The organism is Senegalia massiliensis (genome assembly GCF_900626135.1).
Lineage (GTDB): Bacteria > Bacillota > Clostridia > Tissierellales > SIT17 > Anaeromonas > Anaeromonas massiliensis.
The window spans coordinates 270,069-290,222 of the sequence record NZ_LR130785.1 but is presented as its reverse complement, the minus strand read 5'-3'; the positions used below and the strand labels follow the sequence as shown (position 1 = coordinate 290,222).

Sequence of the window (20,154 nt, the reverse complement as noted above, 5' to 3'; positions counted from 1 at the left end):
TCACTCCTAATCTAATCTGCCATATATCTCATTTATTTCCTTTGTATAATTTCCATTTTGGTCATACACATATAATGGAGGTTTAATTTTAAGCTCTGGATTTCCATATTTTGATGCTTTAATAAGTACCATATTTGGTGATTTACCCATTTTTGGATATACAAATCTCATTGTTTTTGGTTCCAGTCTATGTTTTCTTAAGAGTTCTACTATATCTGCAAGTCTGTGTGGTCTATGTATCATAAAAAACTTACCATTATCTTTCAGAACCTTTTTTGCACTTACTATTACATCTTCTAAATTACATAATATTTCATGTCTAGATATAGCTTTTTTATCACTTGGATTTACAATACCATCTCCACTACTCATATATGGTGGATTAGATACTACTACATCTACTAAATCTCTTTTTATATATTTATCTGTATCTTTTAGATCTATATTTAATATTTCAATTTGTTCTTCTAAATTATTTAACTTCATGCTTCTTTGTGCCATTTCTGCAACTTCTTTTTGCACTTCTATCCCATATATTTTTCTTATATTATTTTTCCCCCATAATATAAGGGGTATTATTCCAGTACCTGTGCCTAGATCTACTACAGTTGCATTCTTTTTTATTTCACAAAAATTTGCAATTAAAACAGCATCTATTCCAAAACAAAAACCATCTTTATTTTGAATTATTTTGAGCCCCTTAAGCTCAATATCATCAATTCTTTCATTTTCTTTAAGCATATTATCACCTTTTAACTAAGTATATTATTATTATATCATTTCTACGGATTTTTAGACAATAAAAAAGACCCTTCAATTTAATAGGGCCTTTGGATATTTAATATTACTCTGGTTGAGGAGCATCTACTGGACAAACATTTGCGCAAGCTCCACAATCAATGCATCCATCTTGATCTATAACGTATTTATCATCACCTGCACTAATAACACTTACTGGGCACTCAGGCTCGCAAGCTCCACAGCTAATGCAATCATCATTTATAAAATAAGCCATCAGTTTCACCCCCTTATCCATATTCATTTTAACATTTCTTTCACAATATTAAAAGCTTTTTTTTATCATATTTAATTAATTTAATTTATTTTATTTCATCTAATACAAATGGAATTATTTCTTCTAAATCCTCTTCTGTCTTAATTTTAACTTTTACCATTTCAAGAAGTGGATTAGTGTCTACAACTATTCCACTTCCCCTAGGAGTTTTTACTTTCTTGCCAATATCTGGTAATTTTGCTATTGATTCTTCATATGTTTTATGTTCATATCTAAGACAACACATAAGTCTACCACATAATCCTGATATCTTTGTAGGATTTAGAGATAAGTTTTGCTCTTTTGCCATTTTTATACTTACAGGATCAAATTCACCTAAAAAGGTATTACAACAAAGAGATATTCCACAAGGTCCTATTCCACCTATCATTTTAGCTTCATCTCTTACACCAATTTGTCTAAGTTCTATTCTAGTTCTAAATATTGAAGCTAAATCTTTAACTAGATCTCTAAAATCTACTCTACCATCTGCTGTAAAATAAAAGATAACTTTGTTATTATCAAAAGTATATTCTACATCTACTAACTTCATTTCAAGATTATGTTCATCTATTTTTTCTGTACATACAGTAAATGCATGTTCTTCTTTTAATTTATTTTCTTTGTTATTTTCTATATCTTCTTTTGTAGCAATTCTTATGACAGGCTTAAGAGGTAGTATGTCTTCTATTTCTTTATCTGTTACTTGTTTTGGACCTACTACTACTTGGCCAAATTCTACACCTCTAGCTGTTTCTACTATTGCATAATTATCTTTTTGTATTCCAGTCTCATCAGGATCAAAATAATATATTTTACCTGCTTTTTTGAACCTAACTCCAACTACTTTAACCATTTATATTAACCCCCTATATTTAAGAGAAGTAATTCTATACTAATTTTAATATTGACATTACTCTTTATATTATCTTCTGTTTCTAATATATTATCTATTATATCATGAATTTTCCTATTAGAAAGCTTAAATGCTTGTTCTCTAAGCACATTTTTTTTATCATTATTTATTATAAGTTCATTTCTATCTGTATTTTTATAAATTAATAAGTCTCTAAACCAAGTTAACATCATATTAAATATTAATTCTATATTTTCACTATTTTCTTCAAAAAAATCACTTTGACTAAACACTCTAAAACTTTCTTTATCTATACTACTACTAATTATATTTATCAGTTCTTCCCTTAAGGCATTAAATTCATCAGAATCAGCTAAATCTATAGCTTTCCCCATATTACCTTTAGAAAAACTAGCTATAAAATGTGCTTTTTCATTTTGGATATTATATTTATTTTCTATATAGGTTTCAATTTCTTGATTTTTTAAAGGGGAAAATTTTAATATCTGACTTCTAGATATTATAGTAGGAAGTAATCCTTTAGTATTTTCTACTATTAATATTATTATAGTATCTTCTGGCGGTTCTTCTAATGTCTTCAAAAATGCATTTTGTGCTTCCACTGTCATTTTATCAGCACTTTTTATTAAAAATACTTTTTTACCTTCTTCATAAGGTAATGTCCTAATTTTTTTCATCATTTCTTCCACTTGTTCTTTTTTAAATGATTTACCTTCCTTTTCTTCTATATGAAAATCTGGATGATTTAAGGAATCAAATTTAATACAAGAACTACATTTATCACATGAATTTATACCATTTTCTTTACACAGAAGAGCTTTTGAAAATACTTTTGCCATCATTGTTTTACCAATTCCAGCTTCACCTTGAAATATGTATGCATGTGCTATATGTTTATTTTTTATAGCATGTTGAAGCCTATTTTTTATAATGTTTTGACCTATAATATCATTAAAATTCATAATATCCTCCAAACAAAGTAAAACTCACTAAACAATAAATTAGAGGATGACACATCATCCTCTAATTTATTATATCATAAAATTTATATTGATTATACCTTTTCAAACTTTTCTACGTCTACTACAAATATAGTAGCTCCCCCTACCTCCACTTCTACTGGATATGGCATATATACTCCTTGTGACCAAGTTGTTAAAGGTGGAGTTGTTGCTATTTGAGTTCTAGTCTTCGCTATACTATCTATAAGCTCTATAACTTCATCTACACGTTCATTTTCTACACCTATTATTAATGTTGTATTTCCTGATCTTAAAAATCCTCCAGTAGATGCAAGTTTTGTTACTCCAAATTTATTTTTCATTAGCTTATCCATTAATTTGTGTGCATCTTCATCTTGTACTATTGAAATTACAAGTTTCATAGGTATGCCCCCTTTATTGTTATTTATATTATATATATACCACTTTATTTATAATTTATTCTTTAACATCTCTAATTAGTATTGTAACCAGTATATTTATAATTATAAATATTACAAATATTATACCATATAGTTTTATGGTATCTATCCATATACTGATAAATCCACTTTGCATATAATATAAGAATTTTTCATAGATTCTTAAAATTACATCTCTATAAGATAACAAAGAAAACAAATTACTAGGTATCAAACTATTAGGTATAGTTAAATATCTTAATGAAAATATAGCAATATATATAATAGAAATAAATACTATTAACTTTAGTATTAATAAAGATATAGGTTTTCTTTTAATATAAATAAACTTATGAAAGTATTCTCTTCTTTTGTTTTGATTATAATAAGCTGTTAAAGTCTTTATATTCTTCTTTATTTTTAAATACAAATATATAGATAACTTTATAATTATAAATATAGATAATAGTATAATGATATTTAGAAAGCTATCTATATTATCTTTATAAATTATAGTATCTATAACATTTATTCCTATAGTTTTAAGTAAAACTTCTACATCTCTTATAAAAAAATCAGTTTCTTCTTGATTTACAGGTACATAGCTAATTGATACTTCATCCCAATATTCATTTAATTTTTTTTCATCATATGGTATGTAAATGTTATTATTATCCTTTATAATACCTATAATTTCATAATTTTCATCAAATACATTTATTTCTTTTCCTGTAATGTTTGAAAAACTATAATTTTTTTCAGCTATATCATCACCTATTACAGCTATTTTTTTATCCGTGGAATATAAAAAATCTCCTTTTACTAAATCTATATTTTTTATATCTAAATTATTACCATCAGTCATAATAATTTCTTTATTCTTATAATTTTTACTATAATTTATAGCATAATCTTTTATATATAGTCTTTCATTTATAAAGTTAAATTGTTCCTTAGTTATAGGCTGATCTAAAGTTATTTTTACTGCATCTTTATTGTAATTCATATTTAAAATTGCATAACCAAATAATAAAAGTATAATAAAGAATATTATTAATATAGTTTTCTTTATTCCCATATAAACACCTTTGATCCATCTTTTATTTTATATGATGGATTTGTTATAACTCTAAGTCTTGGTCTATCTAACCCTGATACTATAACTTCATGATCTCCTATCACTTCCATTTTTACATTTATCCTTTTAGCAATATATTCTTTGCCTAATATACCATCCTTTTCTTCTACGATATAAATATCTGCATCATTTCCATTTATAAAATCTCCATAAGGATTCAATACTGCTTTTGAAACAGTGAGATAACCCTTTATCTTTTTTTTCATAACTATCTTAGCATTTAACTTCTCTCCTATAAATAAATTTCTAGGATAATCATTGGTGAAATTAGCTTCTAATTTCATCATATCATCTTCAACTACAGTATTTATATTATTTATTTTAAGCTTTGTAACATCATCATAATATTCTTTTTGTAATTCTATTTCACCTACTTGATTGATAAAATCATATTGATCTCTTGAAAAGTTTGCCACATATTTATAATCCTCTTTTCCCTTTACATTTGCTATTTGAAGAATAATTGCATCTTGGACTAAAGGAACATTTGTATTATTTAAATTTATGACTATTCCATCTGTTTCTGCTTTATATACTCCATTTTTATCTACTTTTTGATAAAAAGTATTTGCTTTTTCCAAACGTTTTATCTTTGCCTCTATTTGTTCTATTTGTTTGTTTAATATTTCAAGTTGCTCTTTAGCTCCTTCACCTAATTGTTCCAAACTATTCTTTCTGATTTTTTCTATTTCTAGGCTATCTTTATACTCTTCTATTATTTCACTATTACCTTTTATTCCATAAGTTGTATCAATTTTAAATATAGGAGTACCTTTTTCTACTTCATCACCATTTTCCACTAAAAATTCTTTTATTATTACAGAACCAGGAAGCCTTATATCTATCATATTATTTGCAACTACTTGTCCATTTACTTGTATTGACTTTTCTACAGGAGAACCAGTAGCTCCTGTTACTTTTACTTGTGGTAAAAATAAATTTATTATACTTTTAGAAAAAAAGCCCATAAAAATTATCAATATAAAAAAAACCATTACTATTTTTTTCATTACTTATCTCCCCCTAGTATAAGTCCTTCACTTAAATACTTCTCTCCTTTATTAAATATAAATATAGCTGGTATTATATAAAGTGCTGCTCCTGCAAAAAATACAGATTTATCTTTTGTATATATAGTATTTAGAAATACAGATAAAGGCATCTTTTTGTCATCTTCAATTAATACTATAGCTTGATCTATAAGATTCCAATTATCTATAAATGTAAGAATTATAAGTGCAAATATAGCAGGTTTTATTATAGGTAATACTACTTTTCTTAAAATAGTTAAAGTTCCTGCACCATCTATCTTAGCTGCTTCTATAAGTTCATTAGGGATCCCTTTTATAAATTGAGTCAATATAAAAACTCCTAGTGGATAAAATATTCCAGGTATTATAAGGGCTAAATGAGTATCTAATATTGTTATACCAGATCTATCTAATGTATCAAATAGCAGAAAGTTTGGAACAAGAGTTACTTGATAAGGTAGTAAAAGTAAGAAAACATATAAAACAAATAATATTTTTTTACCTGGAAATTTTACTTTTGCAAATGTATATGCTGCAAATACACCTATAATCACTTGACCTAATATAATAAAAATCGTGATTTTTATAGAATTTAAAAAGAACTTGAAATATTCAGTTTTATTTATGACTAGTGAATAATATTGCTGTAGATTGAATTGTTCAGGTATTAATTGGATACTATCTTTTGACAATTGAATAAATGTCATAAAAGAATTTGCAACTGTATAAATTATAGGAAGTAAAAATAATAATGACAATAAAATTATAAATATATATACTATCTTTTTCATCAATTATCACCTACCTTTTTGCTATATCTCCTATCTAAAAAGACAAATAAAAATATAAATGCTAATATCATTAATGTAAAAATATAAGCAGCAGATGTTAAATGATGATATTCTATACTATTAAATTTATTTGTTAAGTAATGTTGTAACATATATAAGTTTGGATTTGGATACTTCCCTTGTAGTATGTAAATTTCTTTAAATACTTTAAATGAGTTGATTATAGTTATTATTCCAACTATAACAGTAGTAGGTGTAAGTAAAGGTATTATAATATATCTAACAAGGCCCCAATAGTTTGCTCCATCTATTTTAGCTGCTTCTATAGCTGATTTATCAATTTGTGTAAGACCTGCTAGATATATTATTAAATTATATCCAGTGTTTTTCCATAAAAACATAATTATAACAACAATCATAGCATATTTAGAATCAAGTAAATTTAAACCATATATACCAAAACTCTTTTCAAAAAATGCTGATATGCTAGCTGTAGGTATTGCAATAGGTAAGATTATGAATAATTTTATAATAGGATTTACTTTAAGTTCAAATATAGATAAAGCTAATAAAAAAGATATTATAATAATTAAAGGAATACCTAGTAACATAAAAATAGAAGTATTTTTAATTGCAAGTTGAAATGCTTCACTTTTAAATACATATATATAATTTTTAAATCCAGCAAAATTAGAATTAAAAGTTGTTTCACTAAATGATATTCTTATACCAATTACAAATGGTATTATATATAAAGTAAAAAATCCAATTAAGCTAGGCAAAAGAAAAGTTATGTTTTTAAACTTTCTTATGTCATTCAATTTTCCCCCCATGATATCCCCCTATTCATTTAACCAAATATTGTATGTGTCTTCTATTATTTTAAGCCTATAGGTTAATTCTTTCTCAGTAAACTCCTCTTCAGAAAATACATAATCTATAGTTAATTGATATAAATTTGCTTTTTCAGTATCAGGTGCAGAATTACCAGGTACTATTACAGAATATTCTCCATCTATAATTTTTTCTAATACAATTTCTCTAATTTTCAGAAATCTTTCTGGAATATCTCCTTTTTGCTTTATTGTTTTCATTAAATCTTCTTCTAAACTTTGTAATACAGGATACATATAGTAGTGATTGTAGTTTATCATATTTTGTTGAACTTCTTCTTGTAGAACATAATCTAAAAACTTCCAAGCAAGATCTATATTTTCACCATTTCTATTAACTATAAATCCACTTGTTAGAATATTACCATTTTTACTTTTTATTGGAGGTTGATGAATATATTTTTTCATCATGATACTATCAAATTTAGTTATAGGAAATAATACATTAAAACCTCCTCCTCCTAATAATCTTTCATTAGAAATACTATTAGAAATAGCATCAGCTCTTTCCCATTCTTCAGATTTATACTCTTTTAATAAATTTTCATAGTTTTCAAAGGTATAATTTTCAGGATGTTCGAAATATGATGAATGTATTATATCTTTGAATTCCTTGAATGCTTGTTTTACTTGGCCATTATTAAAATTAGCTTCCTTTTTTTCTCTATTAACAAATTGTATTTTATCAAATATAACACTAAATGCTTCTGAATAGGTTTGAGCACTTAATATCTTCCCCCTCTTCTTAGCCTCAGCTAACCATAAATCCTTATAATCACTATAATCCCATTCTAAAGGAGGAGGATTTTCTCCAATTTCTTCTAATACAGCCTTATTTATAACCCTAGAATATACACTTAATGATATAGGCGTGAAATGTTCATCCATATTTATATATTCCAATAATTTTTTTCTGTTTGAAACTTTTCCTTCTGCATTTAAAGCTACTCCAGATTCTATATACCATTTATAGCTGTCATTTGTACCTACAAATATAAGTGATGGACCATTTTCTTTACTCATCATAGAAGTTATAGCTTTATTTCTATCTTCATATTTGGTATCTTTTAATGTATCTATATTTATTTTCACATTATTTTCTTTTTCAAACTTATCTTTTTGACTCACTATAAATGTAAGTTCAGGATTATTATACATACTAGGAACATATATGGTTAAATTTTTAGTTTTTGAGTCCTTATTAGAACCTGTATCACTACAAGAGGTGATAATTACTATAGACATAAAAAAAAGTATTAATATGTATTTTTTCAATGGCGACTCCCCCAAGCCCTTTTTTAGAATTATCAAATAATTCTTTATGGATATTTTACCATATAATTACTATGGGAATTATTACGTTTTTTTAATAAAAAAGGGACTTTCAATTAAGAAAGCCCCTTTTCATATAATTTATTTATAACATCTTCATGTATATCTTCTATTGATTTTGTAGCATCTATTACTGTAAACTCTTCAGGATATTTTTCTATTAATTTTTTATATCCATCATATACTTTTTTGTGAAAATCTATTTTTTCATTTTCAAGTCTATCCCTTTTGTCTATTTTTCCTTTCCTCTTTAGTGCAACTTCAGGTGATATATCAAAAAATAATGTAATATCTGGCATTATTCCTTTTATTGCAAAATCATTTATCTTTTTTACTTCCTCTATGCCAAGTCCTCGACCAAGTCCTTGATAAATTAGACTTGAATGCACAAATCTATCACATATTACAACTTGTCCTTTTTTCAAAGCTGGAATTATTTTTTCACCTACATGCTGTGCTCTAGATGCTGCATAAAGTAATGCTTCTGTAGTATATTCCATTTTTATATTTTCATTATCTAATATTATATCTCTTATTTTTTCACTTATTAAAGTCCCTCCGGGCTCACGGGTAATTACTATGTTTTTTCCTTTTTCTTTAAAATACTTCTTTAATAATTCTATCTGAGTACTTTTCCCTGCTCCATCTGGTCCTTCTATAGTTATAAATAATCCTTCCATAAAAAACATCCTTTACTTATCTATTATATTTATTTTATTATTATTTAGTCCTAATATTTCTATATCTGCATCTATAAATTTTTTTATATGATTTATTATATCTTTACTTAAAATTTCTCCTGGAGCAACAAATGGAACCCCTGGAGGATATGGTATAATATAATCTGATGCTATTTCTCCTATGGCATCATCTAGATTTTCAAACTTACTATTTTCATTAAAAGCTTCATATATTTCAACATATTTTATAGGATGTAAAAATTTAATATCTTCTTTTATTTTAAGTTTCTTTTTACAATGAGTATTTGATATATCTTTAAGTGCTAAATACAGTTTGTCTAAATCCTCCTCTGTATTCATTACAGATACCATTGCAAGTGCATAGAATAAATCACTCATTTCCAATTCTATATTATAATTTTTTCTTAAAATATTTTCTAAATCACTTCCACGAAGTCCTAATTCTGTAGCATTTATTACTATTTTAGTTTTATCAAAACTATATTTTCTATCTCCTAAAAATAAATTTATTCCTTCTAAATTATCAACTTTAGATGTAAATTCATCTATATAATTTAATACTTTTTCTAACCTATTCTTTCCTTCATTAATCATATAGTCCATAGCCATATCAAGAGAGCTCATTAGTATGTATGAAGGACTTGTAGATTGAAACATACTCATCATTTTAGATAACCTATCACTATCTACTCTATTTGAATTTACATGTACCATAGAACTTTGAGTGTATGATGGAAGAGTTTTATGAGTGCTTTGAACTATTATATCAGCTCCTGCACTTTCAGCAGATATAGGAAGATTATTACTAAATTCTAGATGACTTCCATGTGCTTCGTCAACAATTAGTATTTTATCATGTTTATGAACTACATCAACTATGGTTTTTATGTCTGAACAAATCCCAAGATATGAGGGATAAGTCATAACTACTGCTTTAATATTTTTATTTTCATTTAATATATCATTAATCTCATTAGGATCAATTACAGTCAGAATATTATTTTCGCTATCATATTTTGGATATATAAAATTACCTTTTATTCTTCCTATTACTAGAGAATTATATATTGACTTATGACAATTTCTTTGTATGAGTATTTCTTCTCCAGGCTTTACTGAAGATGTTATAGCAGCATAAATTCCAGCAGTTGTTCCATTTACTGAATAAAATGTCTTTTTAGTTCCATATATATTACTTGATCTTTTCTGAGATTCATTTATTACACCTTTTGGATTATGTAAATTATCAGTACCTTCTACCTCTGTTACATCTATATCTGGTATAACTTTAGCTAAATCATATATTGTTCTTCCTTTATGTCCTGGCATATGAAATCTTATACTTTTCTTGTCACTATATTCTAAAAGTCCTTTTATAAGAGGAGTATACATATAATCATCCTTTTACTTTTAGATTAATTATAACATAAAATAAGGGAGATTTTACTCTCCCTTTAATTTGCTATGTAATCTAGCCACATTTTCTTTATATTAGCTTTATAATATTCATAATTAATAATATCATCTACATCAGTACTAGATATTTTATCTACACATGACTTGCAAATTTTACTGCCTAAAAAATCAATACTATCTTTATCATTTCCCCCGCATATTTTACAATTATAATCCACAGCTATCAACCCCTTATAATATTATATCTAGATTATTACCTTATTTATTTATTTTATTCATAACAATAGAAACCTGCTCATATTAATTATGGGCAGGTTCTAAATTTAGTGCTTTTTTCATTCTTGTTCCTGGTTCAAACAAAAATCTATATTTTTTATTGTTTCTTATAAATTGTCCAACATACATTTTAGATTTATCTTTTTTAAATATAAATTTATATGTTTGCTTTACTCCTTTACATTTTTCCGCTTCATAAAAGGGCTTTATCCATTGTATCTCATCTTGTTTTACTATAAGCTCAGCTTTTTCTTCTTCTCTTATGCCTTTTTTAAATATCAATACATTTTCATCCAATATATATATATAGTTTATAAGGTGTCTATATGAAAAATAAACAAATACAGCTAAGGAAACTATTAATATTGAAATGCTAACAATATATGCATAAATTCTTTGCAATTTATTACTCTGGGTTATAAGAAAATTAATAAATATAATTCCTATCATGACTATAATACTAGTTTGCCAAACTGGCCTATAATCACGATGTTTAACTTCTTTTACTACATGTCTAATCATATACATCACCTCTATAAAACATATTTATTGGCTTCATATATTATACGTGCTATAGATATAATTTTCAATACAAAAAAGCAAACTAAATCATAGTTTTTAGTTTGCTTTTTTAAATATTCTTTCCTTTTGTTCTTCTTTATAATGTTTTTCATGTATTTTAGAAGAATTATTTGTTTGTATTTTTCGTGAAGTATGTATAATATCTGATAGTATGGTTAGTTGCAAAAAGCCTATTGGAAGTATAAGTAAAATTAAGAATATAATTTTCACATAACCATCTCCATTCTCTTCTTTTGTTTATTATACTACAATTTAAACTGTATTTCTACATAATATTCAGAAAAATTATAAAAATTTTAAGAGAGTACAATTTGTACTCTCTTAAATATTTATTCTAATACACTTTTTTCATCTTCATATATTGGCTCTTCCGATTCATCTTCCTCATCTTCTTCAGGCTTTGAAGCATAAGTAAGACTTGCAATAACTTCTTCATCATCATGTAATATGTTTACTCCTTCTAAATCTAAATCACCTATAGTTATAGAAGGACTATCCTTTAATTTTTTAGCATCAATATTTACATGACCTACAATGTATTTTGGTAAACATTCTATATCTATTTCTGAAAGTTGTAATTGTACAATTGTATCATTGTCTTCTGCTGCTTCTCTATTTTCAAGATAAAGTGGTATAGTAAGTCTTATCTCTTCATTTTCGGAAAGTTCTTGGAAATCTGCATGTAAGAAATCATCTTTAACTATTTCTTTTTGTACATCTTTTAAAATAGCTGCAGTGTTATTTCCATCTATTTCAAGAGTTACTAATGCTCCATATCCTTCTTCTGATACAATTTTTTGAAGTTGTTTTGTATTAAAAGCTATGTTTTTAGTTTCTTTATTTCTACCGTATAAAACACCTGGCATATATCCTTCTCTTCTTAACTCATGTGATTTTCCTGTACCTACTTCTTCTCTTAATTTCGCTTTTAGTTTTCTCGTCGCCATTATTCTTCCCCCTTAGTTTTTTTCTACATACTTAATATATACCTAATAACTGAAAGTTTAAACATTTCAATTTATAATATTAGATTGAGTATTATTAATAATATAAATCCTGGAATTCCAAGTATAGTAACTACAAATACAGTGACTAAATTTATACCTATATAAACTCCGGTAATGCCACTTAATAACATATTATATAATAACAGTGATATTATGCCTACTATACTATTTAATACTAATTTCATTATTCTTCTACTATTTAACATGATTATAAAACCTAAGAAAAAAAGAGCTATAATTATTATGGGTATTGATATGCCCCACTCACTAAACATTTAATCACCTCTATAAATTTACTTACTATATTATATAGGGATTTAAATTTATATATTCTTAATTTTATGCTTTTTCTTTTGCTATCTTTTCTCTTACTCTATTTAAAAGATAAAAATATTTCTTTTTTGCTGCCTCCAAGTTATAGATTGCATGATCAATTAATTCATCATCTTTTACACTTTCAAAATATATTTCTGCTTGAGTCCATTCTTTATGAGCTTCTTTTAAATTTTTCATTTCTTCTTCATATTCAAAATCATTATTTTTCATATCTGGTTTCACCCTTTTAAGAAGATTTGATATATTATATATTATGCTCATATTTTTTTCTTTATTACTGAATGATTGTTGTCCTCTCATTTTTATACCCCCTGTCTTAATCTAATAAAGATTATTGACAAGGGGTAATCATATTATACATTTATTTTAGAGTTTATTCTTGTGTTGTATAGATATTATCCAATATACCTATACCTTTAATTGTAAAGCTTTCTCCATTTTCATATTGAAATTCTTTTTCTACTGTCATAAATAGTCCATATCCTTTTTGGACAGTCACCATATCTTGTATTTTTTTATTCTTATATTCATATATACCATAAGATTTATCTAGTACTTTCATATTATATTCCTTTGTTAACCATTCATTTATATCTTCAATATTAGGAACAGTTATAATCATTACCAGTATTATTAGTAAAAATATAAGAAATATTGTAGCTCTAAAATTCAACAAATACACCTACTTCTAAATACTAATTAATTAATTTATTTATTTAATTCTCTTATAGAAAATCCTCTTTTAGATAATCTCTGTTTTAGAGCATCTATATTATCTGTTTCTACTCTAATTATAACTTGCTTTACATTTAACGGTGTATCAGGATCATATACTACTAAACTTATGATATTGCTATTTGACTTTCTGATAGCATTAGTAAGATCTGACAACTTACCTTTCATTTCCGGTACATTTATTACAATTCTAGTACCTCTCTTATATCCTAAAAGCCTACTAAATCCATTAAATATAGCTTTTTGAGTTATGATTCCTTCAAGTCTTTCCTCTTCATCAATAACAGGTACAAAAGGAATGTTTTTCCTTCCAAATAATTCTGCAGCATCTTCAATTAAAGAAGTCGAAGATATTTTTGGTATGTTTTCTTGAATATAATTTTCTATTGTACTATTTAAAAACTCTTCTTCTTCACCTTTATCTTTATCAATTAGTTGTTTATAAATATTATATATTGGTATAGCACCTACAAATTTATCTCCATCTAATACGGGTAATGATAGAAATCCTCCATCTTCAATTACTTTTTTAGCTTTTTTTACACTATCATCTTTTTGTAAAATAGTAAGATTTTCTCGTCCTAATAAAACGCTTGTTATATACATTTTTTAAAACCTCCTTGAATTTCAAGCTTTATACCTTTATAAAGTTTATACCCATTTGTTTTCTATTTAACACCAAATAAAAGTATGGTTTAAATATAGTTTTCCAGGTAAGGTAAAATAATATTATAATTTTTTCCATAAAAAATATACCTATAAAGAATCATATGGTTCTTTATAGGTATATTTAAATTTTATAATAAGACTTAAAATACTAGTATCACTAAGCCTTTTTCATTTCAATAACAAGCATATGTGAGGTGCCATTTGCTTTTATCAATATATCTTCTTCTACAATTTCCAGGGCATCTCTTTCACCTAATGAAATATTGTTCACATTTGAAGTTCCTTCTATTTGAACTAAGTAAGCTTGTCTGTTTTTATCAACTGAAAAATCTATAGTATTATCTTTATCTAGCTCTAAAACATAAAAATTAACATATTGATTTATTTTAATTGGTGCTTTACCATTTTTACTAGATACAATATGAAACCATTTATTCTTTCTTTTTTCCCAATCAAATTCATAATCTCCATAATTAGGATTATGACCTTTTTTGTCAGGAACAATCCAGATTTGAAGAAATCTTAAAACATCATCTCCTAAATTATGTTCACTATGATATATACCAGTTCCAGCAGTCATATATTGTACATGTCCACGGGTAACTTTATTTTCATTACCCATATTATCTCCATGAGTTAATTCTCCATTTACAACATAGGATATAATCTCCATCTCTCTATGAGGATGCATATCAAAACCAGTATTTGATTCAACTAAATCATCATTTAACACCCTTAAGACTCCAAAGTTCATATTATCTGGATTGTAATAATTAGAAAATGAAAAATGAAATATACTTTTTAGCCACCCTAAATCGCTTGTTCCCATATTGTCGTGTTCAACTTTTCTCAGCATATCTTTATTCTCCTTTCTAAAAGCTCAATATGATATTTATTATAGTATCTAATTTATTATACCCATTGATTTATAGTTAAAATACTTATTTTTATACCCTGAAAAAAGGATCTCCCATAATTTTAATCATGTGTTCTCCTTATATACTAATGTTATATTAAATTAACTATCAAAGGGAAATTTAGGCCCCATTCCCATTTAGTTTTTGATTTACATATTTTTTAGTACCAATTATTCTCTCAATCTTATTCTCAAGTTTCGTTAGGCTGTCATCTATCAAAAAATGTCCATAGTAATGATCAATCTCTTTCTTTTTACCATTGATATATATCACTGTAGTAATACAAGAAGGCTGATCTGTTGCAAATTTATCATCTGGATTATATTCAAAGGATGAAAAGCCAAAATCATTAATTAATTTATTTAATTGTTCTACTTTTTTCTTTGATATTTTCCACTTATACTCTCCAGTCTTATATACAAAGATTTCTCCATAATAATTTACATTACCATTTTTATCTACAGTTACACTGTACACTGGACAAGGTCCGTAGCACATTGTTCTTTCTATTTTTATATAATCAAACATGATTTTCCTCCAAATATCCTAATAAAAATTTTGTGTTATATAAATAAAAAAGTCTATTATTTCTACTACCACGTCATTATATATATCAATAATATTAATTAATCACATTTCTAATTCCATTATTTCATTATTCATTGAAAAACCTTGACGTTCATAGAAAGTTACTGATTTTTGACTTGGCCAAACAAATAATAATTCAATTTTATTATTTATGGCCCATTGTTTTACTTTTTTTAAAAGTTCTGTTCCTACTCCTTTATTTCTAAATTCAGGCTTTGTATAAACATTTGTTACATAACCTATTTCCGCGAATAGTTTTTGTGGCTTTGGTACTTTCCGTATTCTATTTATGTAAATATTTGAAATAATTATATTGTTTTCTTCTGCAACCCAGTAATCCCAAGTGTCATTTTTAAGACCATCACCTAAAAATAATTTACACGCTTTAATAAAATCTTCTTTTGAAGTATCGAATTTTCCTTCTTCCTCATATTCATGTTCCCATCTCATTTCTGAAAGCATTGAAATGTCACTTTCTCTTGCCAATCTATATATCACATTAACATCTCCTTATACATTTTATAGATGATACGAAATAAGTGATTCTCCTTATCTTTCTGGTTCTTTGGGTTTATCTAAAGACTCATTATTAAAAAAATCTACTCCATCTTCTGCATTACTAGCATTTAAACCAAATGTAGAGATATATTTTTCTCCATCTACTTGATAATAAATTCTTATAATATTATAATGCATAAAATATTTTTCTTGTTGAGTTCTATATCTATTTAATTTATATCTATATTTCCCATCTTCATATTCCAATTTATCATTTATGATTCTATTATTCTCAGTATTATAAGGCGAAGTATCACTTGAACTTTCTGGTACTTCTATTTCTATTTTTGGCATATAATTTGGCTCTACCTCTTCTTCATTTTTTATAAAAGATATGTATATAACATCTTTATCATCTCTAAGATGAACTCTTGGAATATCACCCTCTATATTTCCCGAAATCGTATCCATTATTTTTCTTATTTTAATTTTATTAAATTTCTTATACTTTTCTTCTTTATACGTTCTGATAATAGGATTTCTAGTTTCACTTTTATCATTAATATCTACTTCTATTTTTACATTAGTTTCAGATATATTTCTCTCATGTTCTGGAGTAGGTCTAGTTGCCCTATCTATATAGAATATAAATCCCGCTAACACTATAAAAAATATTAACATTAAAAAAAGTATAATTTTAAATAATTTAATTAATATAGTTTTAATCATTTATTCTCCTTTCTCTCGTACTTTTCTACTAATATGTAATATATATACCATCTATTTCTCATTGAATCTTTAAATAATAAGATAAATCCTATAATCATAAGTATGATAGGTATAAAGTAATACTCCACTCGTATTTGTACGATACCATAATATTATACTTATTTTAAACCATTTCATCACTATAACTTTCTATTTAAGGCAATTTATCATGCATAAGGCCTATTTCAAAAATAATGTTAATTTAACTACTATTAATATTCTTATAAAATATGTTTTCTTTTCCAGAGTAATGAAACTATTAGAAGTATTGCACCAATAAATACACCTATAAGTTGATCTAATAGAAGTTCATCCATTCTAAAATAACGAATAGTAAAAACTCCCCCAAAAATAATAATCATTATATATGATAATTGAATTAAAAATTGATTGATTTTCATGTTATAATACTCCTTTATTAAAAATTCTGCCTAAATAATATCCATCTCTACGTGATATCTTAAAATCTCTTTTAGTCTTATATTAATATCAGTATACATTATATTAAGTAATTTCAAATCTTATTAAGGAATATATCCTGTATTAAAATATTCTCTCTTACTAAGAGTATATATAATTATCACACTATAAAATATAATAGATACAATCATACTAAAATTAGATAGCTGTTGACTATCTTCCTGAAATATAATTATATTTCTTAATAGTAAATAGAATGAATTAGCCATTAATACCCAATAGCCCCATTTCTTTAATTTTAAATATCCATATACCATTATTAAATACATTAAAATAACTAATGTTTTAACTATATTTTCTGATATACTCGATACTCCGTATCTAATTGCAAGATCAGTTTGTTCAGTGGGTTAATTATTAATACAAGTACGCCAAATATATAAAAATAACCAATTGCTTTTATTCCAAATAACGTTTTCCAGTTCATATATATACCTCCCCTTTATTAAAAATTAGCAAAATATATAATAAGAACTATTTTAGGAATATTATTCATTCATTTCCTTCTAGAACTTTTTAAAATAAATCTTTAATAATGTAAAGCATGAGAATATCCCTAATCCAATTGCCATATATGAATAATTACTACTAAAAAATAAAATACTTATTATTCCTATCAATGAACTTAATCCTGCTAGAATACCAATAATTAAACCGACTTTTTTATACGTTTCATCTGTTATAAACACATCAATCTCTCCTTCCTCTAAGTAAAAATTTACTATAAATATAATTTATTTTTGATAACTCCTTTTATTAAAAAGTATAGATATAATTGGTCTTATACCAATATATGAAAATGTCCATATCATTAAATCTTTTACAAATAATATTAAGTCAAATTTATCATGAAAAGGATTAAAGGATATGTCTGTGAACCCACGAATTAGTGTTGCAACAAGATATATTATTAGAAACTTAATAAATCCTAGTTTTATTCAACTGATTTGATGTTGGTGCTATCCAAAATTGCTTTAGATGCACAATATTCTATATTATAATCAATTCTTATCTCCAGAATATTTGTTCTATAAAACTATACTTTCTTTTTAATGCAATATATCTTTTTGTGGTATATAATCTTTTGCTTTTTTATAAACAAAATCTATAATTACTGTTCATTATCTCTATGATTAGTATCGTTGGAAATTTTTTATGATTAATATATGCATTTATTAAAAAAGAACACATGCACTTGCATTTAAAATTGGTGCTAGAATAAATGTAGTATCTATTATTTGAAAAATAGTGCTTATTAAAAAACAAAGCCCACCAATTATCCATAAGTTTCGAGTCATCTTAAAATTCTCCTCTGATAATTCTCTAAATATAAAAATATAGACTAAGAAAGTTCTCTCTTAAAGTAAAACCATTGACCAGATACACCTGCTAATTCCCATCCTTCTTTGCCAAACCCATTTAATTTTTCATGGATCCACTTATCATCTGGACTGTTATTGGATTTAAACACATCCTTTAATCCCATTTTAATGAACTCTACTTTATATTCATATTGTTTCACATAAATCACTCCTAAATTTAATTTTAGTTCAATATAATCTACTACTGCATATGGAGTTAAATCCACTATTAATCATTTTATTACATAGTTTATCAATGTCGAGAATTGACTTAAACTCATTACATTAAAATTTTCCATAAAATACTTTCTTTTTCGATAGTAATAATCATTTTTCCAATCTCTAAGGTTCTAATGGTAAAGCCTTCATCTGAATTTAATTCTCTAAATGCTATAACTGTAGAGCCACCCCCTAATAACTTTTCATCATCTTTATATTCAAAGTTTTGTTGTCTTGTTGCAAATATTCCAAAACGTTTTTGATACGTACTTCTATCAAATAATTCAATATCCCCTTTGGTATAATAATATAATTTATCACTTTTTTTTATATTATACTCGTCCTCTAACCATTCATAATAGTCATCTTTCGATGGTACTGTTAAATTTAGCATTACCAAAATTATAAATAGGCTTCCCAAGATAATTTTTGTTCTTTTTTTCAAAATATCACTCCAAACTTTTATTAATAAATAGTATTCATAAATATATTGTAGTTCTTTGTTGACTTTTTTCTACTATTACGTCACTTAAACTTTCTACCTTAAACCCTTAAATTTCCTTTAGTTATAATTTTCTATTTACCCTTGGCTCTTGTAAAGGGTAGAATTAATCCAAAAACTATGATTATAATAGGTGTATAAAATCATATCTAGTCGAACGCAATTCAAAAAAATAAAGGAATACTCCAATCACTAATAATACGATTGATAAGTTTTTAATGTTCTAGTCCCCCTAATTATCTCTTTTGGTATAAATAAACTTTCTTATAATAATTCCAAAAATAGCCCCTATCCAAATTCCTAAACAAATACTGATAGTAGAAACTCCTATTATTAACCATTCCCACCTTCTAATCTCCAGCAGACTATAGATGAATAACCCTATGCAGAATAAACTCAATACAATTGATATCGAAAATAAAATTTTTCTTGAAATTTTTAAAGATACAATTAAACTTCCAATAGCAAATATAATTCCTACAATATATATAAGATTCCAATCTTCTAGCAATAATGTGTCCATTTAATCCTCCTGCTTTGTAATTATTACACTTCAGTAAAATTCACTATTTAATCAATTT

30 protein-coding genes are annotated in these 20,154 nt (G+C 25.7%); all 30 read right to left on the bottom strand.

Annotated features, from left to right (window positions below):
• Positions 1–6 precede the first annotated feature (6 nt).
• The 30 genes from E0D94_RS01405 to E0D94_RS01270 all read right to left on the bottom strand — a co-directional run bounded on the left by E0D94_RS01405 (position 7) and on the right by E0D94_RS01270 (position 20,096).
• A complete protein-coding gene (locus E0D94_RS01405; protein WP_130805525.1) occupies positions 7–741 on the bottom strand; it encodes a tRNA1(Val) (adenine(37)-N6)-methyltransferase in 735 nt (244 codons plus the stop codon).
• 103 nt (positions 742–844) lie between these two features.
• Positions 845–1,015 carry a DUF362 domain-containing protein gene (locus E0D94_RS01400; protein ID WP_130805524.1) on the bottom strand — a complete coding sequence of 57 codons (171 nt, stop codon included), beginning with the start codon at positions 1,013–1,015 and terminating at the stop codon, positions 845–847.
• An 85-nt stretch (positions 1,016–1,100) separates the two neighbouring features.
• Positions 1,101–1,910, bottom strand: a complete 810-nt coding sequence (locus E0D94_RS01395; protein ID WP_130805523.1) for a PSP1 domain-containing protein — start codon at positions 1,908–1,910, stop codon at positions 1,101–1,103.
• Positions 1,911–1,915: 5 nt separating this feature from the next.
• Positions 1,916–2,893 carry a DNA polymerase III subunit delta' gene (gene holB, locus E0D94_RS01390; protein WP_130805522.1) on the bottom strand — a complete coding sequence of 326 codons (978 nt, stop codon included), beginning with the start codon at positions 2,891–2,893 and terminating at the stop codon, positions 1,916–1,918.
• Between the two features lie 92 nt (positions 2,894–2,985).
• A complete protein-coding gene (locus E0D94_RS01385; RefSeq protein ID WP_130805521.1) occupies positions 2,986–3,315 on the bottom strand; it encodes a cyclic-di-AMP receptor in 330 nt (109 codons plus the stop codon).
• Positions 3,316–3,370: 55 nt separating this feature from the next.
• Positions 3,371–4,411: an ABC transporter permease gene (locus E0D94_RS01380; RefSeq protein ID WP_130805520.1), complete on the bottom strand. Its 1,041-nt coding sequence runs from the start codon at positions 4,409–4,411 to the stop codon at positions 3,371–3,373.
• Positions 4,402–5,481, bottom strand: a complete 1,080-nt coding sequence (locus E0D94_RS01375; RefSeq protein ID WP_130805519.1) for an efflux RND transporter periplasmic adaptor subunit — start codon at positions 5,479–5,481, stop codon at positions 4,402–4,404. The genes E0D94_RS01380 and E0D94_RS01375 overlap by 10 nt, the downstream gene beginning before the upstream one ends.
• Positions 5,481–6,293: a carbohydrate ABC transporter permease gene (locus E0D94_RS01370; protein ID WP_130805518.1), complete on the bottom strand. Its 813-nt coding sequence runs from the start codon at positions 6,291–6,293 to the stop codon at positions 5,481–5,483. The genes E0D94_RS01375 and E0D94_RS01370 overlap by 1 nt, the downstream gene beginning before the upstream one ends.
• Positions 6,293–7,114: a carbohydrate ABC transporter permease gene (locus tag E0D94_RS01365; RefSeq protein ID WP_165442827.1), complete on the bottom strand. Its 822-nt coding sequence runs from the start codon at positions 7,112–7,114 to the stop codon at positions 6,293–6,295. Before E0D94_RS01365 ends, E0D94_RS01370 begins: the two co-directional genes overlap by 1 nt.
• Before the next feature lie 21 nt (positions 7,115–7,135).
• Entirely contained in the window at positions 7,136–8,461 is a 1,326-nt protein-coding gene (locus tag E0D94_RS01360) for an ABC transporter substrate-binding protein (protein ID WP_130805516.1), read from the bottom strand.
• Between the two features lie 113 nt (positions 8,462–8,574).
• Positions 8,575–9,198, bottom strand: coding sequence for a dTMP kinase (gene tmk / locus E0D94_RS01355; RefSeq protein ID WP_130805515.1), 624 nt, complete (start codon positions 9,196–9,198; stop codon positions 8,575–8,577).
• Between the two features lie 12 nt (positions 9,199–9,210).
• A complete protein-coding gene (locus E0D94_RS01350) occupies positions 9,211–10,611 on the bottom strand; it encodes an aminotransferase class I/II-fold pyridoxal phosphate-dependent enzyme (RefSeq protein ID WP_130805514.1) in 1,401 nt (466 codons plus the stop codon).
• A 62-nt stretch (positions 10,612–10,673) separates the two neighbouring features.
• A complete protein-coding gene (locus E0D94_RS01345; RefSeq protein WP_130805513.1) occupies positions 10,674–10,853 on the bottom strand; it encodes a sigma factor G inhibitor Gin in 180 nt (59 codons plus the stop codon).
• Positions 10,854–10,935: 82 nt separating this feature from the next.
• A complete protein-coding gene (locus E0D94_RS01340) occupies positions 10,936–11,433 on the bottom strand; it encodes a hypothetical protein (protein WP_130805512.1) in 498 nt (165 codons plus the stop codon).
• A 96-nt stretch (positions 11,434–11,529) separates the two neighbouring features.
• Positions 11,530–11,703, bottom strand: a complete 174-nt coding sequence (locus E0D94_RS14680) for a hypothetical protein (RefSeq protein WP_165442826.1) — start codon at positions 11,701–11,703, stop codon at positions 11,530–11,532.
• A gap of 119 nt (positions 11,704–11,822) precedes the next feature.
• Positions 11,823–12,440: a 50S ribosomal protein L25 gene (locus tag E0D94_RS01335; protein ID WP_130805511.1), complete on the bottom strand. Its 618-nt coding sequence runs from the start codon at positions 12,438–12,440 to the stop codon at positions 11,823–11,825.
• A 71-nt stretch (positions 12,441–12,511) separates the two neighbouring features.
• Positions 12,512–12,775: a pro-sigmaK processing inhibitor BofA family protein gene (locus tag E0D94_RS01330; RefSeq protein ID WP_130805510.1), complete on the bottom strand. Its 264-nt coding sequence runs from the start codon at positions 12,773–12,775 to the stop codon at positions 12,512–12,514.
• 64 nt (positions 12,776–12,839) lie between these two features.
• A complete protein-coding gene (locus E0D94_RS01325) occupies positions 12,840–13,136 on the bottom strand; it encodes a DUF2508 family protein (RefSeq protein WP_242620456.1) in 297 nt (98 codons plus the stop codon).
• A 73-nt stretch (positions 13,137–13,209) separates the two neighbouring features.
• Entirely contained in the window at positions 13,210–13,458 is a 249-nt protein-coding gene (locus E0D94_RS01320; RefSeq protein ID WP_165442825.1) for a hypothetical protein, read from the bottom strand.
• Positions 13,459–13,544: 86 nt separating this feature from the next.
• Positions 13,545–14,177, bottom strand: coding sequence for a CBS domain-containing protein (locus E0D94_RS01315; RefSeq protein ID WP_130805508.1), 633 nt, complete (start codon positions 14,175–14,177; stop codon positions 13,545–13,547).
• A gap of 220 nt (positions 14,178–14,397) precedes the next feature.
• Positions 14,398–15,096, bottom strand: coding sequence for a pirin family protein (locus E0D94_RS01310; protein WP_130805507.1), 699 nt, complete (start codon positions 15,094–15,096; stop codon positions 14,398–14,400).
• A 181-nt stretch (positions 15,097–15,277) separates the two neighbouring features.
• A complete protein-coding gene (locus tag E0D94_RS01305; RefSeq protein ID WP_242620455.1) occupies positions 15,278–15,685 on the bottom strand; it encodes a DUF6438 domain-containing protein in 408 nt (135 codons plus the stop codon).
• A gap of 102 nt (positions 15,686–15,787) precedes the next feature.
• The gene (locus tag E0D94_RS01300; RefSeq protein ID WP_130805506.1) at positions 15,788–16,243 is read right to left on the bottom strand and encodes a GNAT family N-acetyltransferase; all 456 of its coding nucleotides are present in this window, start codon (positions 16,241–16,243) and stop codon (positions 15,788–15,790) included.
• 51 nt (positions 16,244–16,294) lie between these two features.
• Positions 16,295–16,972, bottom strand: coding sequence for a hypothetical protein (locus E0D94_RS01295; protein WP_130805505.1), 678 nt, complete (start codon positions 16,970–16,972; stop codon positions 16,295–16,297).
• Between the two features lie 260 nt (positions 16,973–17,232).
• Complete coding sequence (locus E0D94_RS01290) at positions 17,233–17,412, bottom strand: hypothetical protein (RefSeq protein WP_130805504.1); 180 nt, start codon at positions 17,410–17,412, stop codon at positions 17,233–17,235.
• A 585-nt stretch (positions 17,413–17,997) separates the two neighbouring features.
• Positions 17,998–18,180 (bottom strand): hypothetical protein, encoded by a 183-nt coding sequence (locus E0D94_RS01285; protein WP_130805503.1) that lies wholly within the window; start codon positions 18,178–18,180, stop codon positions 17,998–18,000.
• A 486-nt stretch (positions 18,181–18,666) separates the two neighbouring features.
• Positions 18,667–18,789 (bottom strand): hypothetical protein, encoded by a 123-nt coding sequence (locus E0D94_RS15060; RefSeq protein WP_278044673.1) that lies wholly within the window; start codon positions 18,787–18,789, stop codon positions 18,667–18,669.
• 44 nt (positions 18,790–18,833) lie between these two features.
• On the bottom strand, positions 18,834–19,013 hold the full coding sequence (locus E0D94_RS01280; protein ID WP_130805502.1) for a hypothetical protein: 180 nt from the start codon (positions 19,011–19,013) through the stop codon (positions 18,834–18,836).
• 119 nt (positions 19,014–19,132) lie between these two features.
• Positions 19,133–19,516, bottom strand: coding sequence for a hypothetical protein (locus tag E0D94_RS01275; protein ID WP_130805501.1), 384 nt, complete (start codon positions 19,514–19,516; stop codon positions 19,133–19,135).
• Between the two features lie 289 nt (positions 19,517–19,805).
• Entirely contained in the window at positions 19,806–20,096 is a 291-nt protein-coding gene (locus E0D94_RS01270; protein ID WP_130805500.1) for a sodium:dicarboxylate symporter, read from the bottom strand.
• Positions 20,097–20,154: the final 58 nt, after the last annotated feature.